Annotated in this window: 23 protein-coding genes and 1 riboswitch; of the genes, 12 read left to right on the top strand and 11 right to left on the bottom strand. The window is 64.5% G+C overall.

Going from position 1 to position 20,223, the window contains the following annotated elements; translation table 11 throughout:
- Positions 1 to 102: 102 nt before the first annotated feature.
- Both CIT40_RS09600 and CIT40_RS09595 read right to left on the bottom strand, forming a co-directional pair.
- Positions 103 to 741 (bottom strand): hypothetical protein, encoded by a 639-nt coding sequence (locus CIT40_RS09600; protein WP_094892214.1) that lies wholly within the window; start codon positions 739 to 741, stop codon positions 103 to 105.
- Between the two features lie 164 nt (positions 742 to 905).
- On the bottom strand, positions 906 to 1,769 hold the full coding sequence (locus CIT40_RS09595) for a DUF1194 domain-containing protein (RefSeq protein WP_094892213.1): 864 nt from the start codon (positions 1,767 to 1,769) through the stop codon (positions 906 to 908).
- Between the two features lie 269 nt (positions 1,770 to 2,038).
- Positions 2,039 to 2,129, top strand: a riboswitch (Fluoride riboswitch).
- Positions 2,130 to 2,229: 100 nt separating this feature from the next.
- Between CIT40_RS09595 and CIT40_RS09590 the strand changes: the two genes are divergently transcribed.
- The 6 genes from CIT40_RS09590 (at position 2,230) to CIT40_RS09565 (ending at position 5,815) form a co-directional block, all read left to right on the top strand.
- Positions 2,230 to 3,438, top strand: a complete 1,209-nt coding sequence (locus tag CIT40_RS09590; protein ID WP_094892212.1) for an MFS transporter — start codon at positions 2,230 to 2,232, stop codon at positions 3,436 to 3,438.
- A 19-nt stretch (positions 3,439 to 3,457) separates the two neighbouring features.
- Positions 3,458 to 3,847 carry a fluoride efflux transporter CrcB gene (gene crcB / locus CIT40_RS09585; protein WP_094892211.1) on the top strand — a complete coding sequence of 130 codons (390 nt, stop codon included), beginning with the start codon at positions 3,458 to 3,460 and terminating at the stop codon, positions 3,845 to 3,847.
- Positions 3,848 to 3,853: 6 nt separating this feature from the next.
- A complete protein-coding gene (crcB, locus tag CIT40_RS09580; protein WP_094892210.1) occupies positions 3,854 to 4,279 on the top strand; it encodes a fluoride efflux transporter CrcB in 426 nt (141 codons plus the stop codon).
- Between the two features lie 2 nt (positions 4,280 to 4,281).
- The gene (locus CIT40_RS09575) at positions 4,282 to 4,623 is read left to right on the top strand and encodes a DUF190 domain-containing protein (RefSeq protein ID WP_094892209.1); all 342 of its coding nucleotides are present in this window, start codon (positions 4,282 to 4,284) and stop codon (positions 4,621 to 4,623) included.
- A 44-nt stretch (positions 4,624 to 4,667) separates the two neighbouring features.
- Positions 4,668 to 4,973 (top strand): ATP-dependent Clp protease adapter ClpS, encoded by a 306-nt coding sequence (clpS, locus tag CIT40_RS09570; RefSeq protein ID WP_094892208.1) that lies wholly within the window; start codon positions 4,668 to 4,670, stop codon positions 4,971 to 4,973.
- 80 nt (positions 4,974 to 5,053) lie between these two features.
- Positions 5,054 to 5,815 carry a hypothetical protein gene (locus CIT40_RS09565; protein WP_094892207.1) on the top strand — a complete coding sequence of 254 codons (762 nt, stop codon included), beginning with the start codon at positions 5,054 to 5,056 and terminating at the stop codon, positions 5,813 to 5,815.
- Between the two features lie 21 nt (positions 5,816 to 5,836).
- Here CIT40_RS09565 and CIT40_RS09560 read toward each other — a convergent pair whose 3' ends face one another.
- From CIT40_RS09560 to fabI, 4 genes are all read right to left on the bottom strand, one after another.
- A complete protein-coding gene (locus CIT40_RS09560; RefSeq protein WP_094892392.1) occupies positions 5,837 to 7,030 on the bottom strand; it encodes an adenylate/guanylate cyclase domain-containing protein in 1,194 nt (397 codons plus the stop codon).
- 52 nt (positions 7,031 to 7,082) lie between these two features.
- Positions 7,083 to 8,168, bottom strand: a complete 1,086-nt coding sequence (aroC, locus tag CIT40_RS09555; RefSeq protein WP_094892206.1) for a chorismate synthase — start codon at positions 8,166 to 8,168, stop codon at positions 7,083 to 7,085.
- Positions 8,169 to 8,355: 187 nt separating this feature from the next.
- Positions 8,356 to 8,955, bottom strand: a complete 600-nt coding sequence (locus tag CIT40_RS09550) for a histidine phosphatase family protein (RefSeq protein WP_094892205.1) — start codon at positions 8,953 to 8,955, stop codon at positions 8,356 to 8,358.
- A 12-nt stretch (positions 8,956 to 8,967) separates the two neighbouring features.
- The gene (fabI, locus tag CIT40_RS09545) at positions 8,968 to 9,783 is read right to left on the bottom strand and encodes an enoyl-ACP reductase FabI (protein ID WP_094892204.1); all 816 of its coding nucleotides are present in this window, start codon (positions 9,781 to 9,783) and stop codon (positions 8,968 to 8,970) included.
- Positions 9,784 to 9,956: 173 nt separating this feature from the next.
- Between fabI and CIT40_RS09540 the strand changes: the two genes are divergently transcribed.
- Positions 9,957 to 10,445 carry an RNA polymerase sigma factor gene (locus CIT40_RS09540; protein ID WP_094892203.1) on the top strand — a complete coding sequence of 163 codons (489 nt, stop codon included), beginning with the start codon at positions 9,957 to 9,959 and terminating at the stop codon, positions 10,443 to 10,445.
- Between the two features lie 106 nt (positions 10,446 to 10,551).
- The gene (locus CIT40_RS09535; protein WP_109862217.1) at positions 10,552 to 11,322 is read left to right on the top strand and encodes an anti-sigma factor family protein; all 771 of its coding nucleotides are present in this window, start codon (positions 10,552 to 10,554) and stop codon (positions 11,320 to 11,322) included.
- Between the two features lie 318 nt (positions 11,323 to 11,640).
- On the opposite strand, the gene CIT40_RS09530 is transcribed toward CIT40_RS09535, so the two are convergent.
- Both CIT40_RS09530 and CIT40_RS09525 read right to left on the bottom strand, forming a co-directional pair.
- On the bottom strand, positions 11,641 to 12,609 hold the full coding sequence (locus tag CIT40_RS09530; RefSeq protein ID WP_094892202.1) for a DnaJ C-terminal domain-containing protein: 969 nt from the start codon (positions 12,607 to 12,609) through the stop codon (positions 11,641 to 11,643).
- 109 nt (positions 12,610 to 12,718) lie between these two features.
- Positions 12,719 to 13,123 carry an RT0821/Lpp0805 family surface protein gene (locus CIT40_RS09525; RefSeq protein ID WP_094892201.1) on the bottom strand — a complete coding sequence of 135 codons (405 nt, stop codon included), beginning with the start codon at positions 13,121 to 13,123 and terminating at the stop codon, positions 12,719 to 12,721.
- Between the two features lie 113 nt (positions 13,124 to 13,236).
- Between CIT40_RS09525 and pdxH the strand changes: the two genes are divergently transcribed.
- On the top strand, positions 13,237 to 13,878 hold the full coding sequence (gene pdxH, locus CIT40_RS09520) for a pyridoxamine 5'-phosphate oxidase (protein ID WP_094892200.1): 642 nt from the start codon (positions 13,237 to 13,239) through the stop codon (positions 13,876 to 13,878).
- A 26-nt stretch (positions 13,879 to 13,904) separates the two neighbouring features.
- Complete coding sequence (locus CIT40_RS09515; RefSeq protein ID WP_094892199.1) at positions 13,905 to 14,657, top strand: SDR family NAD(P)-dependent oxidoreductase; 753 nt, start codon at positions 13,905 to 13,907, stop codon at positions 14,655 to 14,657.
- Positions 14,658 to 14,833: 176 nt separating this feature from the next.
- On the opposite strand, the gene CIT40_RS09510 is transcribed toward CIT40_RS09515, so the two are convergent.
- Together CIT40_RS09510 and CIT40_RS09505 are read right to left on the bottom strand one after the other, a co-directional pair.
- Positions 14,834 to 15,052, bottom strand: coding sequence for a hypothetical protein (locus CIT40_RS09510; protein ID WP_094892198.1), 219 nt, complete (start codon positions 15,050 to 15,052; stop codon positions 14,834 to 14,836).
- 184 nt (positions 15,053 to 15,236) lie between these two features.
- A complete protein-coding gene (locus CIT40_RS09505) occupies positions 15,237 to 16,214 on the bottom strand; it encodes a magnesium transporter CorA family protein (protein WP_094892197.1) in 978 nt (325 codons plus the stop codon).
- A gap of 335 nt (positions 16,215 to 16,549) precedes the next feature.
- Between CIT40_RS09505 and CIT40_RS09500 the strand changes: the two genes are divergently transcribed.
- On the top strand, positions 16,550 to 17,236 hold the full coding sequence (locus tag CIT40_RS09500; protein WP_094892196.1) for a L,D-transpeptidase: 687 nt from the start codon (positions 16,550 to 16,552) through the stop codon (positions 17,234 to 17,236).
- A gap of 36 nt (positions 17,237 to 17,272) precedes the next feature.
- On the opposite strand, the gene CIT40_RS09495 is transcribed toward CIT40_RS09500, so the two are convergent.
- Positions 17,273 to 18,367: an extensin family protein gene (locus CIT40_RS09495; protein ID WP_094892195.1), complete on the bottom strand. Its 1,095-nt coding sequence runs from the start codon at positions 18,365 to 18,367 to the stop codon at positions 17,273 to 17,275.
- A gap of 64 nt (positions 18,368 to 18,431) precedes the next feature.
- Here CIT40_RS09495 and CIT40_RS09490 point away from each other — a divergent pair, with 64 nt between their 5' ends.
- A complete protein-coding gene (locus tag CIT40_RS09490) occupies positions 18,432 to 20,060 on the top strand; it encodes a fatty-acid--CoA ligase (protein WP_094892194.1) in 1,629 nt (542 codons plus the stop codon).
- The last annotated feature ends 163 nt before the right edge of the window (positions 20,061 to 20,223 follow it).

Genomic DNA, 20,223 nt, shown 5'->3' with positions numbered 1-20,223 from the left:
TGCCAGCGCAGCGACCGTGCCATTGCCGTAGCCGCAGGTCCGAGACGGATCGAACGCCAGGTGAAGACACTGGCGCAATCCGGCGCACCGTTTCCGTGAAAGCTATGCCGTCCTGTCCACGGAGGACGACGTATCGGCCGGCGGATATTTCGTCACCGGCACCATGAAGGATTTGGTGCCGACCTGGTAGATGATCTTGCCGTTCTGCCCGTCGTCGGTCGCGATCTGCGCCTGGCCGAACATGATGACGTTCTTGTAGACGTAGCCGGTGCCCTGGCGGGTGACGCCGTCGGTGGTGACGCTGACCTGGGCTTCCTTGCCATCGACCGCGAGCACCTTGAAGCTCGCGCTCTTGCCGTTCTCGCTGGAATAGCCGCCCCAGCTTCCCATGAGATTGCTGTCGGAAGCCGGCGGGGCCTGCTTCTCAAGGTTCGCGGTCTGCTTGCCGGCGCCCCCGAAGGAGAACAGCATCACCATGTTCTTGCCGTCTTTGGTGCCGACCGTGACCCCGCCGAAGGTGATGAGCGTACCCTGAACCTCGGCAAAGCCGCGCTCGGTGTGTCCGTTATGGGTGTACTCGACCTGAGCCCGGGCGCCGCGGATGTTTACGACCTTGAAGCCCACTGGCTGATTGCCGTTGCCCACCCAATTGCCCTTCCAGTCGCCGACCAGCGCGCTCTGATGGTACAGGCGCTCGTTGGCGGGCGAGATCTGGTTGGTGCTCGATGAGATGACGGCCATTGGAGTGCTCGGAGACAGGTCTGACAAACCCGCTTTCGTTCGCGCCAACAATATCAGGATGCCGGCTGGAAACGGACAGAAACCGACTGATTAGGGCCCTGCACCGGTTAACGAGTCGTTAAACTCAACTGCCGGTTGGATGGACAAAAGGTCTCAGCGGGGCTTCAGCGCCCCCAGCGGTCCGACCAGATCTTCTCGCCGATCAGGCAGTTGACGCGCGGTTCCTTGTCGGCGACCCGCATCACGGGACGCTCCGGCGTGCGGCCGGCAACCTCCATCAGCAGCTTGGTGCGGATCGCCTCCTTGAACTTGTCGCGGTCCTTGATGGTGATGACGAAAGAGCCGGGACCGCCGATGACGCAATCCTCGTAGTAGAAATCGAGATTGTCGATATCCATGGTCGAATAGGACGGCTCCTTGACCATGATCGGCAGGCCGTTGATGACGATGCCCTTCTCCAGCGCCGCATCGCGCGCGACCGTGACAGGGCCGCCATTGTTGTTGGGGCCGTCGCCGGAAATGTCGATCACGCGGCGCAGGCCCCGATAGGGATCCTCGTCGAACAGCGGCATTGCAAACGTGATCGCGCCTGAGATCGAGGTGCGCGAGGCACGACGGATCGGCGTCTTCATGATCTCGGCGGCGACCGCGTCCGCCGTCTCGGGGCCGTCGACCAGCCGCCAGGGGATGATGATCTTCTGGTCGCTCGAGGCGGCCCACTCGAAATAGGTCACCGCGATCCGGCCGTTCGGGCCGAGCTTCAGCGCTTGAAGGAACTCCTTCGACTGGATCGCCTGCGCATAGCCCTCGCGCTGGATCGCGAGCTCGTCCATGTCCATGGAGTAAGACACGTCGACGGCGAGGATCAGCTCGACATCGACCGTCTGCGCGTCCCTGTCGGCCGCAAGCCGCTGCGGCTCGTTCTTTGGCGGTTCGAATTTTGGTCCTGGTGCCGCGATGCCCGCGACGTCCCCTCCGGCAAAGATGCCGGCCACCAGCACAGCCCCGATCGAGAACAGCAACCGCATCGCAGTCTCCCGTCGTATGACGCGATGGTGACATGCAATCGCCGAGCCGCAAAGCACGAAGATCGCTTGCGCTTCACATTCGAGTTAAGGATTTGCGGCTTCGGAGTGCACGCGCTTTGCGCAAGCGGCCACGGCGTTCCGCTCTCGTCCGTCGGAACGCGCCAAATTGCTCGCGTCATCGGGGCTCACGATGCGCGAAGCCGGAACGACCAGCCATGGGACAGGGGGTTCCACCTACTTGTCCGGCACGATTTCCGTGCTAGGTTGGCCTCACAGATGGGGATGGAGTCCCCCGACAACCGCCCGGCGGCCTCGAACCCGAATCCTGGACCGTGATGGGCTGATGACTCCTGCTTGAGGAGGGGCGTTGTTTACGCCTCTGCCTTTGGCGGGAGCATGGACAAACCCGCCAATGGCGGGTTTTTTGTTGTCTGGTGCAGAGGCCAGGAGAAGGCCAAACGTGACGACGACGACACCGAATGCTGCACGTCGCGCGCTGCCCAGGGGGATCTGGGTGCTCGGCTTCGTCTCGATGCTGATGGACATCTCCTCGGAGATGATCCACGCGCTCCTGCCCGTGTATCTCGTCACCGTGCTCGGCGCTTCGACGCTCACCGTCGGCTTCATCGAGGGCATCGCGGAGGCGACGGCCTCGATCACCAAGATCTTTTCCGGCGCATTGTCCGACTGGCTCGGCCGGCGCAAGCTGCTCGCGGCGCTCGGCTATGGGCTCGCGGCCTTCACCAAGCCGCTATTCCCGCTTGCACCCAGCGTCGGATGGCTGGTGGCGGCGCGCTTCATCGACCGCGTCGGCAAGGGCATTCGCGGCGCGCCGCGCGATGCGCTGATCGCCGATATCGCACCTCGCGGCCTGCGCGGGGCCAGCTTTGGCCTGCGGCAGTCGCTCGACACCATCGGCGCCTTCGTCGGACCGCTGGTGGCGATCGGCATGATGTGGTGGACCGCCGATAACTTTGCCTCGGTGTTCTGGGTGGCGGTGCTGCCGGCATTCCTGTCGCTCGGCCTGATCGCGTTCGCGGTGAGCGAGCCGGAGCCGGATCCGAGCCGGGAGCCTGCAGGGAATCCGCTCAATCTCGCCGCGATGCGGCAGCTCGGTGCGGTCTATTGGCGCGTCGTGGCCGTCGGAATCGTCTTCACCCTCGCGCGCTTCAGCGAGGCCTTTTTGATCCTGCGAGCACAGAATATCGGGCTCAATGCGATGTGGGTGCCGGCGGTGCTGGTGCTGATGAACGTCGTCTACGCGCTGTCGGCCTATCCAGCCGGCGTGCTCTCGGACCGCATCAACCGGACCGGCCTGCTTGCGCTCGGGCTCGTCTTCCTCGCGTGTGCCGATCTCGCGCTCGCGCTGTTGCCGAGCCTTGGAGGCCTCGCACTCGGCGTCGTATTGTGGGGGCTGCATATGGGACTGACGCAAGGCCTGCTCTCGGCGCTCGTTGCCGACGCCGCGCCGCCCAGCCTGCGCGGCACCGCGTTCGGCTATTTCAACCTGTTCACCGGCCTTGCCTTGCTGGCCGCGAGTGTGATCGCAGGCGCGATGTGGGACGCCTATGGTCCGGCAGGAACGTTCTTTGCAGGGCTCGGTTTCGCGCTGGTCGCGCTCGTGGGACTTTTGGCCGTCGGCAACGGTCTGGCATCGGAGGACAAATGAGGATGGGAGGTCGTTCATCGTGCTGAGCGGAGCAATCGCGATCATGGCCGGCAGCGTGCTCGGCGGCTGCGCGCGCTATTTCGTTTCCGGCGTGATCGCGCGGCGGCTGGGCGAGACGTTTCCTTGGGGCACCATGACCATCAACGTCACCGGCGCCTTCCTGATCGGCATTTTCGGCGCGCTGGCGACCCATCCGGGCTCGGTCTTCGCCACGCCCAATCCGTGGCTGTTCGCGGTGACGGGATTTCTCGGCTGCTACACCACGGTGTCCTCGTTCAGCCTGCAGACCCTGACGCTCGCGCGTAGCGGCGAACCGATGCATGCGCTCGGCAACGTCGTGTTCTCGGTCGGGCTCTGCCTTGCCGCCGTCAGTTGCGGTTTCCTCCTGGCAGACGGCCTTGGAGGCTAGCGGCCAATGAACTCCCCCTCCGCCGAGCGCCGGCGCGCTGCGATGCTTTACGCCTGGGTTGCCGCCGGCAGCATGGTCGGCGGGCTGACCCGCTACCTGGTCGGGCTCGCGCTCGACACCGGGCCGGGCTTTCCGTTCGCGACGCTGTTCATCAACGCCACGGGCTCGCTGATCATCGGCTTCTATGCGAGCCTGACCGGCCCCGACGGCCGCATGCTGGCGCGGCCGGAGCACCGGCAATTCGTCATGACCGGGTTCTGCGGCGGCTACACCACCTTTTCGACCTTCAGCCTGGAGACCTTTCGCCTGGTCCACGGCGGCATGAAATACACCGCGCTCGCCTATATCGCCGCATCCCTGACCTGCTGGCTGGTGTCGGTATGGGCAGGCCATATGATGGCGAACCGCTACAACCGTTTGACAAGGCGCTGACCATGCAAATCCCCAATCAGGCAGTTTCGCTCCGGATCTTCATCGGCGAGAGCGACCATTACGAGGGCAAGCCGCTTTATGAAGCGATCGTGATGACCGCGCGCGAGCGGCACCTCGCCGGCGCCACCGTGCTGCGCGGGCCGATGGGGTTTGGCAAGTCGAGCCGGCTGCATACCTCGAAGATCCTGCGGCTTTCGGAGGATTTGCCGCTGCTGATCGAGATCGTCGACAGCGAGGACAACATCAACGCATTCCTGCCCATCCTGGATGGCATGATGTCGAGCGGGCTGATCACCTTGGAGAAGGTACAGGTCCTGCAATATGGTGCGAAGACCGCAGACTGATCGCTGCGGCAGGGAACCCGAGCCCGCCGGGTCCGGGAGGCGGAATGAGCAACACTGTCACCAAGCCGAAGACGCGAACCAAGACCAAGGTCGAGCGGCCGAAGCTGCACAAGGTCATCCTGATCAACGACGACTACACGCCGCGCGAGTTCGTCACGATGATCCTGAAGGCCGAGTTCCGCATGACCGAGGATCAGGCCTACAAGGTGATGATCACGGCCCACAAGCTGGGCGCCTGCGTCGTCGCCGTGTTCACCAAGGACGTCGCCGAAACCAAGGCCACGCGCGCCACTGACGCGGCCCGCACCAAGGGCTATCCGCTGCTGTTCACGACCGAGCCGGAGGAATAACGGGCACGGCCTGTCCCCTTCGGATCAATTTTAGCGATCAGCGCTACCGCAGGTTTAATCTCCTGTGTCACCACAACGCGATGACAGTCGCACTGCGCAAACAGCTCGCACTCGAGCCGGCCCGCCCCGAAACCTCGTTCGGTCCGTTCAAGCTTCTGCACGCTTTGCCCTGGCTGATCCTCGCGGCCGCCATGCGCGTGATCGCGTTCGGCGGGGGCGCCGTAGCGCTGCCGGCCATCATCGTTGCCGACATTTCGGTGCTGCTGGCCTTCTTTGCGACGGCACGACAATCGATCGAGGCGGCCGGCGGCCAATCCTCGCTCGGCACGCTGACAATGGGCGAGCAGTTCAAGCTCTCCTTCTCGATCCTGTGGCGGATCATGCTCGTGATGATCGCAGCGGCGCTCGGCGGCGCAGCGATCGGCTACGGGGCTTCGTATCATCTGATGGCGGGCCTCGACGGCATGGCATTCGACCAGTTCACCCATCCCGGCCGATTCTGGAGCGCATGGATCGCCGCACTCGTGCTGCTCATGATCCTCCGCGCCGAGCGCGACGACGGCAAGGTCGCCCTGTTCGCCGCGATCGGCGAATTCGCACGGCGCGGGCTGTGGCTCGGCGCTGCCGTCATCGTGCTCGGCGCCGTCAACGTCGCCCTCGCCTACGGACAGGAAGCCGTGCGGATCGCGATCTGGAATTTCTGGCAGACCTCGTCGGCGAGCCAGTTCAGCAAGAACCTGATCTATTTCGTCTTCATCTTCAGTTTTGCGATGCTGCGGCTGTGGATCACCCTGACGATCCTGACACTTGGGCTGAGACAGTCCTATGTCCGCACTGACTAGTTCCGCCGACGATGCCGGCCGCTAGGCCGTCACCGCCGGCGTCTCCTCACGGAGCCCATATACGCGCTGCGCCTTGGAAAATCCCGCGATCGGAAATTCGCCGAGCTCGTGCCAGTCGTGGCGGCAGACCTTGGCAAAACCTTCCGAGGCAACGACGGTCCGCCCCAGGCGGCCGGCGATCTTTTCGAGCCGCGCGGCGAGATTGACGGCCGGACCGATGCAGGTGAAGTCGAGACGGTTGCCGCCGCCGATATTGCCGTAGAGGATGTTGCCGACGTGCAGCGCGACGCCGAAGCGGAAGCGCTCGACGACATCGCCGACCGGAAAGGCCAGCGCCTCGACGCTGGCGCGGGATTCGCGCGCCGCCTCCAGCACGCGCGCGCAGACATGGGCGGCGTCGCCGACATATTCGTCGATCGGAAACACCGCGAGCAGGCCGTCGCCCATGAATTTCAGCACCTCGCCGCCATGGCCGCGGATCGCGGCGACCTGACAGTCGAAATAGTGATTGAGGATCTCGACCACGGTCTCGGCCGGCAGCCGGTCCGACAGCGCGGTGAAGCCACGCAGGTCCGACAACCAGATCGCGGCCTGCATGGTATCGTTGTGGCCGCGGCGGATCTGGCCGCCGAGGATGCGCGCGCCGGCGCTGTTGCCGACATAGGTGTCGAGCAGCATCTCGGCGGTGCGGCGCAGGCTGATGATCTCGATGATGCGCGCCAGCGGTTCGATGATCACGCGCAGTGCCGCGACATGGTCCGGATCGAAGCCGCCCGGCTGCCGGGTGCTCACGCTCATCGCATGCAGCGTGCCGTCGAGAAAGTGAAGCGGCAACGCCAGATAGTCCGTCGCGCCCTCGTTCCGGAGATCGAGCAGGACAGGAAAGCGCTCCGCCTCCGGACCATGCGGATTGCCCCTCACCTCGACGACGTCGCTGAACACGATGCTCAGCGGACTGGCCTGGAATTCCGGCGTGGTCTGGATCTCGAAGTCGACGGTGCCCATCTGGATCCCGGCCACTCCCCGGGTCCAGATGAAGTTGCGGCCGAACACCTCCGGATGCAGCGTTCGGATGAACACCCCGACGCGCCAGAGCGGCAGGCCGGCCTCGACCATGCGCTCGCAGCACTCGGTCATCCAGCCCTCGGGGTTGTCCACGGGGTGCCGGGCCGAGATCAGCCAGTCGACGACATCACGATATGAAACGGTGCTCATGGCTTCATCGTGCCGGATCGGCAGCGATCCCGCCAGCGACAAGATGCTGCGCTCAGCCGACCTGCCCGCGATGCCTCAGGAAATGATCCGCCAGCACGCAGGCCATCATGGCTTCGCCGACGGGGACGGCGCGGATGCCGACGCAGGGGTCGTGGCGGCCCTTGGTGAAGATCTCGGTGTCCGCCCCCTTGCGATCGACCGTGAGACGCGGCTGCAGGATCGAGGAGGTCGGCTTCACCGCGAAACGCACCACGATCGGCTGCCCCGTGGAGATGCCGCCCAGCACGCCGCCGGCATGGTTGGACAGGAAGCGCGTGCCGTCATTGCCGGTGCGCATCTCGTCGGCGTTTTCCTCGCCGGTGAGCTCGGCCGCGCCGAAACCGGCGCCGATCTCGACACCCTTCACCGCGTTGATGGTCATCATCGCGCCCGCCAGATCGGAATCGAGCTTGGCGTAGATCGGCGCGCCGAGACCGGCCGGCACGCCTTCGGCGACCACCTCGATCACCGCGCCGATCGATGAGCCGCTCTTGCGGATGCCGTCGAGATAGGTCTCGAAGAACGCGGCCTTGTCCTTGTCGGGGCAGAAGAACGGATTGTTGGCGATCTCGTCCCAGTCCCACTTGGCGCGATCGATCTTGTGCGGGCCGATCTGCACCAGCGCGCCGCGCACCCTGACGTCGGGCAGCACTTTTCGCGCGATCGCACCGGCGGCGACACGCGTCGCCGTCTCGCGCGCGGAGGAGCGGCCGCCGCCGCGATAATCGCGCAGGCCATATTTGGCCTCATAGGTGAAGTCGGCGTGACCGGGGCGAAACTTGTCCTTGATCTCGGAATAGTCCTTCGAGCGCTGGTCGGTGTTCTCGATCAGGAGTCCGATCGGGGTCCCCGTCGTCACCTGCACGCCGGTCTCCGGATGCGCCATCACGCCGGACAGGATCTTGACCTGGTCCGGCTCCTGGCGCTGGGTGGTGAAGCGCGACTGGCCCGGCCGGCGGCGATCCAGGTCCTGCTGGATGTCGGCCTCGGTGAGCGGGATCATCGGCGGGCAGCCGTCGACCACGCAACCGATCGCCACCCCATGGCTCTCGCCGAAGGTGGTGACGCGGAACATGTGGCCGAAGGTGTTGAAGGACATCGCTGCTCGCTGGCTGGTAAGTCAGCGCTGGCTTAACTCGCCCTGATATAGGGGTCAAATATGCCCCAGTCGTCATGGCCGGGCTTGTCCCGGCCATCCACGTTCTGGGCCGGCCACGAGCGAGTAAGTGCGTGGATGCCCGGGACAAGCCCGGCATCACGGCCGAGGATGGGGCAGCACGCCGGGCTTAGTTGAACTTCTCCAGCCGGCCGTCGCGGAACACGTAGACCGCGCCCTGCTCGATATAGAGTTCGGCGGCACTGGCCGGGGTCTCGATGCCGAGCGAGACCATCAGGGCCCGGCAGGTGCCGCCATGGGCGACCGCGACGGTGTCGGTCCGAAGCTGGTCGTACCAGGCGCGGACGCGGACCTGCACATCGGCGTAGGTCTCTCCGCCGGCGGGGCCCACCGTCCATTTGTCCGCGAGCCGCCTGGCATAGATTTCGGGATCGGTGGCCTCACTCTCGGCCAGCGTCAGTCCTTCCCAGCTGCCGTAGCCGATCTCGCGCAGCCGATCGTCCAGCGCATAGTCCGCCACCGGCAGTTCGAGCCGGCCGCGCGCGAGCTCCATGGTCTGCCGGGCGCGGCCCAGCGGGCTCGACACGTAGGGCAACGCCGCCTTGTCACGGCCCTCGCGTTTTAACAGATCGCCCAATATGCCGCCGGCCTGCACGGCTTGGTCACGGCCGCGCGCGTTCAGCGGAATGTCCTTGGTGCCCTGGAGGCGTCCGAGTGCATTCCACTCGGTCTCGCCGTGACGAAGGTAATAGATCGTGGGCACGGGCATTCCGGATGAGGACTAGTCCTTGCCACCGAACGCAATGTCCGGCGCGTCAGGCCGCTTCATGCCGAGCACGTGATAGCCGGAATCGACATGATGCACCTCGCCGGTGACGCCGCGCGAGAGGTCGGAGAGGAGATACAGCGCGCTGCCGCCGACGTCCTCGGTCGAGACGTTGCGCCGGAGCGGCGCGTTGGCCTCGTTCCACTTCAGGATATAGCGGAAGTCGCCGATGCCGGACGCCGCCAGCGTCTTGATCGGACCTGCCGAGATCGCGTTGACGCGGATGTTCTTCTCGCCGAGGTCGGCGGCGAGATAGCGCACGCTGGCTTCGAGCGCCGCCTTGGCAACGCCCATCACGTTGTAATGCGGCATCCACTTCTCGGCGCCGTAATAGCTGAGCGTGATCAGCGAGCCGCCGTCGGTCATCAGCTTCTCGGCGCGCTGCGCCACGGCCGTGAACGAGTAGCAGGAGATCAGCATCGACTTGGAGAAGTTCTCTGCCGTGGTGTCGACGTAGCGGCCGTCGAGCTGCTCGCCATAGGCGATCGCGTGCACCAGGAAGTCGATCTTGCCCCACTTCTCCTGCAGCACCGCGAACGCCGCGTCGATGGACGCGGCATCCGTGACGTCGCAATGGCCGAGCACGAGACCACCGATCTCGGCGGCGAGCGGCTCGACGCGCTTTTTCAGCGCATCGCCCTGATAGGTGAAGGCGAGTTCGGCGCCGGCGGCGTGGCATGCCTTGGCGATGCCCCAGGCGATCGAGCGGTTGTTGGCAACGCCGAGGACCACACCGCGCTTGCCTTGCATCAGACCCGAATTCTGCGCCATTTTTGAACGTCCCGTCGAACTCTTGGTGAGGTCTGGAGGTACACCAGCCCTCCCCCGCGGTACAGCCCAAATACGCCGCGTTAACGCTGTTTCGAGCGCCGGAATAGCCGTTCCGTTCGGGTGTTATGATCCTTGAGGCGCTCGCGCCTGATACCAGGACGTCAAGACCCACAATGAATGCGTTTCGCCAGAGTGTGGAAGCCATGATCCCGGCGTTGCGCCGCTACGCGCGCGCGCTGACGCGCGACGCGGACGCGGCCGACGACCTGGTGCAGGACACGCTGGTGCGGGCGCTGCGTTCGGAGCGGTTGTTTCTCGGAGGCGATGTCAGGAGCTGGCTCTACACGATCCTGACCAACCTCAACAAGAACAGGCGGCGCTCGCTGGCGAGGCGGCCGCAGTTCATGCAGTTGACGGAGAACAATCCGGATGCCAGCGGCACCGAAGCCGAGGGACGCGACATCGAGAGGGCGCTGTCGACGCTGGTCGAGGAGCAGCGCTCGGTGCTGCTCCTGGTGATGCTGGAAGGCATGAGCTACCGCGAGGTCGCCGACATCCAGGGCGTGCCGATCGGCACCGTGATGTCGCGCCTTGCGCGGGCCCGCGCCCACGTCAAGGCGTCGCTGGAAGGCGAGCGCCCGACGCTCAGGCGGGTGAAATGATGGCAGGGTTGATGCATCGCGTGGCATCCGCCGGCATCGTGCCGATGCCGCGCGTGACGTTGAGTTTAGGACGACATTCAGGGCCACAGAGCCAGAGACGATCGACATGAACGACCGCAATATCCCAGTGACCGAGGACGAACTGCACGCCTATGTCGACGGCGAGCTGCCGGCCGAGCGCCGCGCCGACGTCGAGGCCTGGCTTGCCGCCCATCCCGACGAGGCCGAGCGCGTGCAGTCCTGGCGCGCCATGGCGGAGATGCTGCACGCCCGCTACGATGCCATCGCCCAGGAGCCGGTGCCGGCCCGGCTGGAGCTCGAACGGCTCGAACGCCGTCCGCGGCAATGGCTCTATGGCGCCGCCGCGGCGGTGCTGGTTGCGTTCCTCGCCGGCGGTTCTGCCGGCTGGGTCGCGCACGGCGCCGCCAATGCCCCCTCGACCTTCCAGAGCTTTACGGCGGACGCGCTCGACGCCCACCGCCTCTACGTCGTCGAGGTCCGCCACCCCGTCGAGGTCGGCGGCAACGAGCGCGACCACCTGCAGGCCTGGCTGACCCGGCGCTGCGGCTGGACCGTGTTCGCGCCGAACCTGGAGGCGAGCGGACTGAAGCTCGTCGGCGGCCGGCTGTTGCCGGGTCCGAACGGTCCGGCCTCGTTCCTGATGTACGAGGGCGCCTCGGGCGAGCGCTACACGATCTACACCGCCAAGACCGAGAATGGTGCGACGCAGATGCGTTACGCCAAGACGGACAAGGACGGTGCATTGTTCTGGGCCGAACGCGGCGTCGGCTACGTCGTCAGCGGCGGAGGCGATCGCGACCGGCTCACCAAGGTGGCCCAGGCGGTCTACGATCAAGCCGAGAAAAACGGCACCTAGACAACCGCTCGAACGCGGTGCCCAGATTCCGACATTGAAAATTTGGAATGAAGACATCGGCGCGTCTCATTATCGCACCGGATGATCACGCGAAAATGAGCAGCGTTCGATCCGCCGATCGACGCGAGCGGCCTCGATTGGGGTTTTTGGTACCGCGCTGGTCCCCCTCTCGAGGCCGCACCTTTTTATCGGCTGCCCCGCCGGACAACCGACACGTCGAGCATCGAAGCGCTACCACGCTCCTGGCATATGATGAGCATCATCTCCCCGACGATGCCTCAGGCTTTTAGGAGAAACCCCTTCAGTTTGGATCCTGCCCTAACCAAGCCCGCTACGTGGATTGTAGGGATGCTGGTCCCGCCATTTCTCCATCAATGCTTCAAGCTCTGCGTCGTTCCCGTCCGGTAGCATAATCCTGATGGTGACGAAGAGATCCCCGGTTCCGCCAGTCTTCGGCAAGCCCTTGCCCTTGAGGCGGAAGGTCCGGCCGCTGGAGGTGTTTTTCGGGACCGAAAGCTCCACGGCATTGCCGAGGGTGGGCACCCGGACCTTGGCTCCGAGCACCGCCTCATAGAGCGTCACCGGCAGATCGATCCGCAGATCGGTACCGTCGATCTTGAAGAAGGCGTGGGGCGCGATGTTGATGGTGATCAGGAGATCGCCGGGAGGATGGCCCTGCGCGGACTCGCCCTGCCCCCGGAGCCGGATCTGTTGGCCCTCGGCGACGCCGGCCGGAATCTTGACGTTAAGCTCCTTGCCGGTCGGCAGCCGGACGCGCTTCTCACCACCCTTGACCGCCTCTTCCAACGAGACGGACATGGCAACGTTCACGTCGAGATCGAGCCCGACGCCGCCGGTGTCGAATTCGAACTGACCAGCGCCGCCGGCCCCCGGCCGTGCACCACGCATCCCGCCGCCGAACATGCTGTTGAGGATATCCTCGAACCCGCCGCCGCCCGCGCCGGGACCGCCGCCGGAGCGGAACGTATAGCTTTCGAACCCGCCGGGACCCGCGCCCGCGCGACCGCGCGGCCCGCCACCGCCCGGAAAACCCTGGAAGCGCGGCTTGCCGTCGGCGTCGATCTCGCCGCGGTCGAACTGCTTGCGCTTGTCCTCGTCGCCGAGGATCTCGTTCGCCGAGTTGATCTCGGAGAAGCGCTCCGCGGCTTTCGGGTCGTCCTTGTTGCTGTCGGGATGATGCTTCTTGGCAAGCTTGCGATAGGCGCTCTTGATCGCGGCAGCGCTTGCGCTCCGCGGCACCCCCAAGACCTCATAGGGGTCGCGCATCCGTCACGTCTCCTTCAGGACTTCGAATTGTTCAAAGGGCTCCCCGCCCCACCTGCAATCCATGTGGGGGTGGAGTGGCATTTTTGCAACTAGGCCCGCAAACCGAATCCTAGCTCCGCCACGGCTTTAGCGTATGAATCTCCCAACGGCCACGGGTGCTTTGGCAGCCGGCGCCCTGGAGCCAGCTTTCGGTCGCCCCGTTGACGTAGCTCGCCAGGAAATCGCGGCATTTGCGGCCGTCCTCGGCGGCATAGGACTGCGCGATCGGCGTCACCGAACCGCGCGCGCCGGTCTCCGGATTCTCCCAGTGCTGGCTGGAATCCCTGTCGCCCTTGCTGAGGACGTCGGAGGCGGCGTTGCGGGCGAAGGCGAGATCGGTCTCGGTTGGCGGGGCGTCCTTCGGCCGCGCGATCGAACCGGTGAGGTCGCTGTCGTCGGCCTTGGCATAGGCGCTGGTGTCATTGCGGGAAAAGCTGCAGCCGCCGGTGCCGAGCCCGATCAAAATCATCGTCATCACGAAGCCTGATGGCCGGATCGCCGATAGGCCAACGCATCCCCATGCCCTATATAGGGCGGCAGCGGACAACAACGCGTTTTGGGCCGCGGGACGCAACTCGGACTCCAGACATGACCGACACGACCTCGATCAAACACCAGACACCCTTAACATCCGGTGATTTTACCGCCGCCGACGAACCATTTGCTCTGTTCGAGGCCTGGTTGAACGAGGCGATCAAGAGCGAGCCGAACGATCCGAACGCCATGGCGCTCGCGACCGTCGACCCCGATGGGCTGCCGGATGTGCGCATGGTGCTGATGAAGGGCTTCGATACCGAGGGTTTTGTCTTCTACAGCCACATCGCCAGCCAGAAGGGTCGTGAACTCGCTGCAAATCCTAAGGCTGCGTTACTTTTTCACTGGAAGTCGTTGCGCCGTCAGGTCCGCATCCGCGGCAACGTGACGCCTGTGACCGAGGCTGAAGCCGACGCCTATTTCGCGACGCGACCGAAGCAGGCGCAGATCGGCGCCTGGGCGAGCAAGCAGTCCCAGGAGCTCGAGAGCCGCTTCGCCTTCGAACAAGCCATCGCCAAAGTCGCGGCCCGACATGTCATCGGCGACGTGCCGCGGCCGCCGGGCTGGAGCGGCTGGCGCGTCACGCCTTCGCGAATCGAGTTCTGGCACGACCGCCCGTTCCGCTTGCACGACCGCATCGAATTTCGCCGTGACGCGGCCGGCCAACCGTGGTCCAAGACGCGGATGTATCCGTGAGCTCTGGGGCGACCTGAAAGATGTCCATGCCGCATTCGTCCAATGCGCCGCGCCGCACGCTGCTCCTGACCGGAGCCAGCCGCGGTATCGGCCACGCCACCGTGATCCGCTTCTCGTCGGCGGGCTGGCGTGTCATCACCTGCTCGCGGCATCCGTTCCCGGAGGATTGTCCGTGGGATGCAGGCCCTGAGGATCACATCCAGGTCGATCTCAGCAATCCCGCGGACACGACCCGCGCGATCTCCGACATCCGCGACCGCCTCGAAGGCGGCATGCTGCATGCGCTGGTCAACAACGCCGCGATCTCGCCGAAGGGCCCCGGCGGCTCGCGCCTCGGCTCTGTTGACACCGACCTCGACACCTGGACGCACGTCTTTCACGTCAATTTCTTCGCGCCGATCATGATGGCGCGCGGGCTGATCGAGGAATTGAAGGCGGCCAAGGGCTCGGTCGTGAACGTCACCTCGATCGCGGGCTCGCGCGTGCATCCCTTCGCAGGCGCCGCCTACGCTACGTCGAAGGCCGCGCTCGCATCGCTGACGCGCGAGATGGCGTCCGATTTCGGACGCGTCGGCGTCCGCGTCAACGCGATCGCACCGGGCGAGATCGACACCTCGATCCTGTCGCCCGGCACCGACAAGATCGTCGAGCAGCAGATTCCGCTGCACCGCCTCGGCACGCCAGACGAAGTGGCAAAAATCATCTACGTGCTGTGCACGGACACCAGCTCTTACGTCAACGGCGCGGAAATCCACATCAACGGCGGCCAGCACGTGTAAGTTCTTCTCGTCATTGCGAGCGCAGCGAAGCAATCCAGATTCTTTCCGCGGAAAGACTCTGGATTGCTTCGCAGCAAGTGCTCCTCGCAATGACAGAATTGAAATTGGTGTCTAGGGAAGCGAGGCGATCCAGACAACGCCGCCGCAAGACCTGGATCGCCCTCGCCTTCCGTTCCTCAATCGACTCGAATCCGACGTGACCTTTCGCGCGGCAGCGGAGCGGCCGTGCTGAATGCGGTCGAGCAGTCGTCGTCGTTCTCACCGTCGAGCAGCGGAGCACCACAGTGCCGGCACATGCGCGCCGACATCGACGACGCCTTGCCGCTCGCCAGGACCTGGCGATAATTCGCGAGGTCGATGACGTTGCGGGGCGACGTTATGTGTTTTTCAACCATGGTTGTTCCTCGCGGCTACGCACTGCTTATCGCAGACAAGTTTCGCGCAAACGTTCAGCCCACCGCTCAAATTTTACCGGAGGAATTGCGGCACGGCGAACACATCACCGCGCTGCCTCAATCCCGCTCTATTCTGCGACACCAAGCGTGATGTCTCTGCGAACGGTGTAAGGTCTCGGTAGTATTACAGCCACTTCTTCCACTTGAAGAGCCAGTACGGGACGATCGCGGCGATCAACATCATCACCAGCGCCATGGGATAGCCGTGCACCCATTCCAGTTCCGGCATGACCTTGAAGTTCATGCCGTAGATCGAGGCGATCAGCGTCGGCGGCATCAGCACGACGGCCATCACCGAGAACAGCTTGATGATGTTGTTCTGCTCGAGATTGACGACGCCGAGCATGGCGTCGAGCACGAAGGTGATCTTGCTGGAGAGGTAGGAGGCATGGTCGGTCAGAGAGGAGACGTCGCGCTGCATGGTCTTGAGCTGCTCGCGCATGTCCTTCGACCATTTCACCCCCTCCACCACCGCCGAGAGGAAGGCGACGACGCGGCCGATCGAGACAAGGCTCTCGCGCACCTTGGAGGTCAGGTCGCCCTTGCGGCCGATCGAGATCAGGATCTGGGAATATTGCTTGGCGTGACCGTGGCGCTCACTCTCGGGCTCGAAGATGTCGTGGCTGACCTGGTCGATCTCGGCGCCGCAGCGCTCGAGGATGTCGGCGCAGCGGTCGATCACGGCGTCCAGCAGCTCCATCAGCACCATCTCGCCGGTGATGGAAGGCGTGCAGGAGCGGGCGAGCTTGGCCTCGACCAGGGCGAACGGCTTCGGCAGTTCGTAGCGCACCGTCACCAGGCGGTGGTCGCCGAGGATGAAGGTCACCGCCGTGGTCCGGGGCATGTCGGTATCGGAGTGGCACATCAGCGTCGCGGTCATGTAGCGCGCGCCGTTCTCGATATAGAGGCGGCTGGAGATCTCGATCTCCTGCATGTCTTCCCGGGTCGGGATGGCGATGCCGGCAAGCCGCTCCACCGCCTTGTCCTCGGCCGCGGTGGGATTGACGAGATCAATCCAGACCGCGCTTTCGGGCAACGCGGAGAGATCTTCGATGACAGCCTTCTTCAGGGCGGACTCGGAGGGAACAAACACCGAAAACATGCACAACTCCAGAGAACCTGCGACAGAACGACAGCCCTTAGCGCGATTCTGACAAGTTCACGATGACAACCACATTAAGAGAGCGTTTGCATTTGTGGCGGCGCCATGGCTCAACTGTGGCCCGGAATCGACAGTCCGGCTCCCTCAGCCCAAAAATCTTCGCGGAACCGCAAATTTGCGGCAGAAAAGCCACAGCTCGGGTCTCGCAGCGCGGGATAAGCCCTTCAGTGCTGGAATTGTGGCAGATTTCAACGATAATGGGATTAACGGAGTCGAGGAACTTGGGCGGTAAGCTCAGGCCTTCTGCACGGTATTGCTTTGATTGGAACCAAATCATGTCGTCGCTGAAAGTTAAGTTGGGAATTCTGGCCGCCGGCCTGATGCTGTCGGGCTGCATGCAGGCCACGCATTTCGAGGCGACCGACACCAAGGCCTTCAAGCCGAAGGACAAGGAACTGCTCGCCAAGGTCCGGTACGAGAATACCCCGGTTGCGGAGCCGTTCCGCCGCGCCATCGTCGACTACCACCGTAAGGAATCGCCGGGCTCGATCGTGGTCGATTCCGACAATCACTATCTTTACTACGTGCTGGATGGCGGCAAGGCGATCCGTTACGGCATCACCGTCGGCGAAGAAGCCATGGCCTGGTCGGGCATCGCAAAGGTGGGCAGCAAGACCGAATGGCCGGCCTGGCACCCCACTCCCGGCGAAATTTCGCGCCTGGGCGTGCCGACCTATGTCGCACCCGGTCCGGACAATCCGATGGGCTCTCGCGCGATCTACCTCTATTCCGGCGGCAAAGACACGTTGTTCCGGATCCACGGCACCAATCAGCCGGAATATATCGGCGCCTCGATCTCGTCAGGCTGCATCCGCCTGACCAACGAGGACGCGATCGATCTCTATGATCGCGTCAAGCTCGGCACCCTCGTCGTGGTGCTCGAGCCGAAGCACGGCGACTCGCCCTACAATTCGCGGCTTGCGCTCGGCGGCAGCCAGACCGGCCAGGCGGGCAGCTACTGATCGCCTGCTGATCTCCGAGATCCAAAAGCGCCGGTTTCACCGGCGCTTTTTTGTTGCCGGCTTGTGCGGCTGGGACTTGCCGGCATCGGCCGCCGGCTTCTCCGCCGCCTCGTCGTCGGCTCCGTCCTTGGTCTCGGATTTGGCTGCGACCTCGCGCGGCGGCGCCTCCTCGGGGCGCTCCGCCGGCAGCAGCGGGGCGATTTGCGGCAGGGGATCCCAGACGTTCCACTGGCAGATCCGGTAATCGTTGCGCCGCTGGGCGAGATCGAGATGGATATGGTCCTCATGGTACCAGTCCGAGCCCGGGCCGAGCACGGTGGAAAATCGCGAGCAGACCGAATGCAGCACGCGCTCGCGCACCTCGCGCGACATGGTGCGGTCGGTGAGGCCGATCGACTGCCCGTTGGCCAGCTTGATGGCCCTGACGTCGAGGGCGTTGGCCTTGCCGTGCTCTGACAGCAGTGCACCGGCGACGCGGTTGCGACCGCGGCACTCGAAGCTGTCGAAATTATCGAGTTCGCCAATGGTCGAGCCGAGGCTGCTGGCCAGGGGCGCCATGTCGTTGCGCAGCCAATCGGAGATCGCTGAGGCCATGGTGCAGCGAAGGATCGCCGCCGGCTTGACCGTCACCTTGCGCTTGTCCGGCAGCACGATGGCTTCCAGCCGCACCAGATCCTCGCCGCCGCAGGCGCCGGGGCCGCGGATATCCGGAATGGAGGGCGCGATCGCGATCTCCTCGGTCAGCGCCAGACGACAGGCGGAGACCGGCTTCTCGGGTGGCGCCGCAGCCTCGGCGGGCTTGTCGGCACCGGGCTTGTCCGCGAGAGGCTTGCCGCCCGGCTCCGGCGGGGCCTCGCCTGAGGCCTTCTCGTCCAAAGCCTTCTCGTGCAAAGCCTTGGGCGCCTCTTGGGGGCGCGGCCTCGGGAGCGGGATCCTGGCGGAATGAACCGCGGGGCGCGGCCGTGGTGCGGCGATACCGAAGATATCCAGCGGGGATGTATATTTTCGCGCCTCTGCTCTCTCGGCGAGCACCAGCGACATCCCGAGCGCAGCGGTAACCATTGCCGCGCCAGCGGACATATAGCCGCGACAAGACCATTTGCGGCGAAAGTCCGGCACGCTAAAACCCATGGCAATCTTTGGCCCAACGCTGAGAGCGACAACGCGCCCAGCGACTTCTCGGAGGAACGTCGGAATGCTTGGTTTGATGCAAGATTGGCCCCTGCTCTGCCACCGGATCATCGAACACGCCGCCAAAATCCATGGCAAGCAGGAGGTGGTCACACGCTCGGTCGAGGGACCGATCCATCGCACCACTTACGCCGAAATCCACAAGCGCGCGCTCAAGGTCTCGCAGGTGCTGGATCGCGAAGGCATCAAGCTCGGCGACCGTGTCGCGACGATCGCCTGGAACACCTGGCGCCATCTCGAGGTGTGGTACGGCATCATGGGGATCGGCGCCATCTGCCATACCGTCAATCCCCGCCTTTTCCCCGAGCAGATCGCCTGGATCATCAACCATGCGCAGGACCGCATCGTGATGACCGACATCACCTTCATTCCGGTCCTGGAGAAGATCGCCGACAAGCTGCCGAGCGTGGAACGCTACGTCGTGCTGACCGACAAGGCGCATATGCCCGAGACCACGCTGAAGAATGTCGTCGCCTACGAGGACTGGATTGCGGAGGCCGACGGCAAATTCAAATGGAAGGACTTTGACGAGAACACGGCGGCCGCGATGTGTTACACGTCCGGCACGACAGGCGATCCGAAAGGTGTGCTGTATTCGCATCGCTCCAACGTGCTGCATGCGCTGATGGCCAACAATGTCGATGCGCTCGGCACCAGTGCGTCCGAGACAATGCTGCCGGTGGTTCCCCTGTTCCATGCCAATAGCTGGGGCATTGCCTTCTCCGCCCCCTCGCAGGGCACAAAGCTGGTCATGCCCGGCGCCAAGCTCGACGGCGCCTCGGTCTATGAACTGCTCTCGACCGAGAAAGTGACGCACACCGCCGGCGTTCCGACGGTGTGGCTGATGCTGCTCCAGCACATGTCCGCCAACAATCTCAAGCTGCCCGACCTGAAGATGGTGATCTGCGGCGGCTCAGCGATGCCGCGCTCGATGATCAAGGCCTTCCTCGACATGGGCTCCAACGTGCGCCACGCCTGGGGCATGACCGAGATGAGCCCGATCGGCAGCGTCGCGGCGCTGAAGCCGCCGTTCCAGAACGCCACCGGCGAGGCCCGGCTCGACGTGCTGCAGATGCAGGGCTATGCGCCCTTCGCGGTCGAGATGAAGATCACCGACGATGCCGGCAAGGAGCTGCCCTGGGACGGCAAGACATTCGGGCGCCTCAAGGTTGCCGGCCCTGCCGTCGCCAAGGCCTATTTCCGTCTCGACGGCAGCATCCTCGACGAGAACGGCTTCTTCGACACCGGTGACGTCGCGACCATCGACGAGGACGGCTACATGCGGATCACCGACCGTTCCAAGGACGTGATCAAGTCCGGTGGCGAATGGATCTCCTCGATCGACCTGGAGAACCTCGCGGTCGGCCATCCCGCGGTTGCCGAAGCCGCCGTGATCGGTGTCTACCATCCGAAATGGGACGAGCGGCCGCTGCTGATCGTGCAGCTCAAACAGGGCCAGCAGGCCACGCGCGAGGACATCCTCAAATACATGGACGGCAAGATCGCCAAATGGTGGATGCCCGATGACATCGCTTTCGTCGACGGCATCCCGCACACCGCCACCGGAAAGATCCTGAAGACGGCGCTGCGCGACCAGTTCAAGGATTATCGCTTCCCGAACGCGGCGGCGTAACTGCCTCACGCGTCATTCCGGGGACGATGCCTGCATCGCCCCGGAATGACAGGCAGTAACAACCCGGACTCCCTTGAATTTACCTCCGGGCCGTGGTCTCAACGGCGCATCGTCGCGCCAAATCGGCCGGCATCGCCCCAAAAGACCCCGGCAGAGCTCACCC

This window comes from Bradyrhizobium amphicarpaeae, assembly GCF_002266435.3.
Taxonomy (GTDB): Bacteria; Pseudomonadota; Alphaproteobacteria; order Rhizobiales; family Xanthobacteraceae; genus Bradyrhizobium; species Bradyrhizobium amphicarpaeae.
The sequence above is the reverse complement of the archived record's forward strand: the minus strand, read 5'-3'. Positions and strand labels throughout refer to the sequence as shown.

What these genes read in the sequence shown, in the direction of transcription:
- CIT40_RS09490 (WP_094892194.1), top strand. Translation starts at nt 18,432, where the DNA reads ATGCTTGGTTTGATGCAAGATTGGCCCCTGCTCTGCCACCGGATCATC.
- CIT40_RS09515 (WP_094892199.1), top strand. Translation starts at nt 13,905, where the DNA reads ATGCCGCATTCGTCCAATGCGCCGCGCCGCACGCTGCTCCTGACCGGA.
- CIT40_RS09535 (WP_109862217.1), top strand. Translation starts at nt 10,552, where the DNA reads ATGAACGACCGCAATATCCCAGTGACCGAGGACGAACTGCACGCCTAT.
- CIT40_RS09530 (WP_094892202.1), bottom strand. Translation starts at nt 12,609, where the DNA reads ATGCGCGACCCCTATGAGGTCTTGGGGGTGCCGCGGAGCGCAAGCGCT.
- CIT40_RS09575 (WP_094892209.1), top strand. Translation starts at nt 4,282, where the DNA reads ATGCAAATCCCCAATCAGGCAGTTTCGCTCCGGATCTTCATCGGCGAG.
- crcB (WP_094892210.1), top strand. Translation starts at nt 3,854, where the DNA reads ATGAACTCCCCCTCCGCCGAGCGCCGGCGCGCTGCGATGCTTTACGCC.
- fabI (WP_094892204.1), bottom strand. Translation starts at nt 9,783, where the DNA reads ATGGCGCAGAATTCGGGTCTGATGCAAGGCAAGCGCGGTGTGGTCCTC.
- CIT40_RS09600 (WP_094892214.1), bottom strand. Translation starts at nt 741, where the DNA reads ATGGCCGTCATCTCATCGAGCACCAACCAGATCTCGCCCGCCAACGAG.
- aroC (WP_094892206.1), bottom strand. Translation starts at nt 8,168, where the DNA reads ATGTCCTTCAACACCTTCGGCCACATGTTCCGCGTCACCACCTTCGGC.
- CIT40_RS09505 (WP_094892197.1), bottom strand. Translation starts at nt 16,214, where the DNA reads ATGTTTTCGGTGTTTGTTCCCTCCGAGTCCGCCCTGAAGAAGGCTGTC.
- CIT40_RS09500 (WP_094892196.1), top strand. Translation starts at nt 16,550, where the DNA reads ATGTCGTCGCTGAAAGTTAAGTTGGGAATTCTGGCCGCCGGCCTGATG.
- CIT40_RS09595 (WP_094892213.1), bottom strand. Translation starts at nt 1,769, where the DNA reads ATGCGGTTGCTGTTCTCGATCGGGGCTGTGCTGGTGGCCGGCATCTTT.
- CIT40_RS09510 (WP_094892198.1), bottom strand. Translation starts at nt 15,052, where the DNA reads ATGGTTGAAAAACACATAACGTCGCCCCGCAACGTCATCGACCTCGCG.
- CIT40_RS09550 (WP_094892205.1), bottom strand. Translation starts at nt 8,955, where the DNA reads ATGCCCGTGCCCACGATCTATTACCTTCGTCACGGCGAGACCGAGTGG.
- CIT40_RS09560 (WP_094892392.1), bottom strand. Translation starts at nt 7,030, where the DNA reads ATGAGCACCGTTTCATATCGTGATGTCGTCGACTGGCTGATCTCGGCC.
- pdxH (WP_094892200.1), top strand. Translation starts at nt 13,237, where the DNA reads ATGACCGACACGACCTCGATCAAACACCAGACACCCTTAACATCCGGT.
- CIT40_RS09525 (WP_094892201.1), bottom strand. Translation starts at nt 13,123, where the DNA reads ATGACGATGATTTTGATCGGGCTCGGCACCGGCGGCTGCAGCTTTTCC.
- CIT40_RS09540 (WP_094892203.1), top strand. Translation starts at nt 9,957, where the DNA reads ATGAATGCGTTTCGCCAGAGTGTGGAAGCCATGATCCCGGCGTTGCGC.
- CIT40_RS09565 (WP_094892207.1), top strand. Translation starts at nt 5,054, where the DNA reads ATGACAGTCGCACTGCGCAAACAGCTCGCACTCGAGCCGGCCCGCCCC.
- CIT40_RS09495 (WP_094892195.1), bottom strand. Translation starts at nt 18,367, where the DNA reads ATGGGTTTTAGCGTGCCGGACTTTCGCCGCAAATGGTCTTGTCGCGGC.
- clpS (WP_094892208.1), top strand. Translation starts at nt 4,668, where the DNA reads ATGAGCAACACTGTCACCAAGCCGAAGACGCGAACCAAGACCAAGGTC.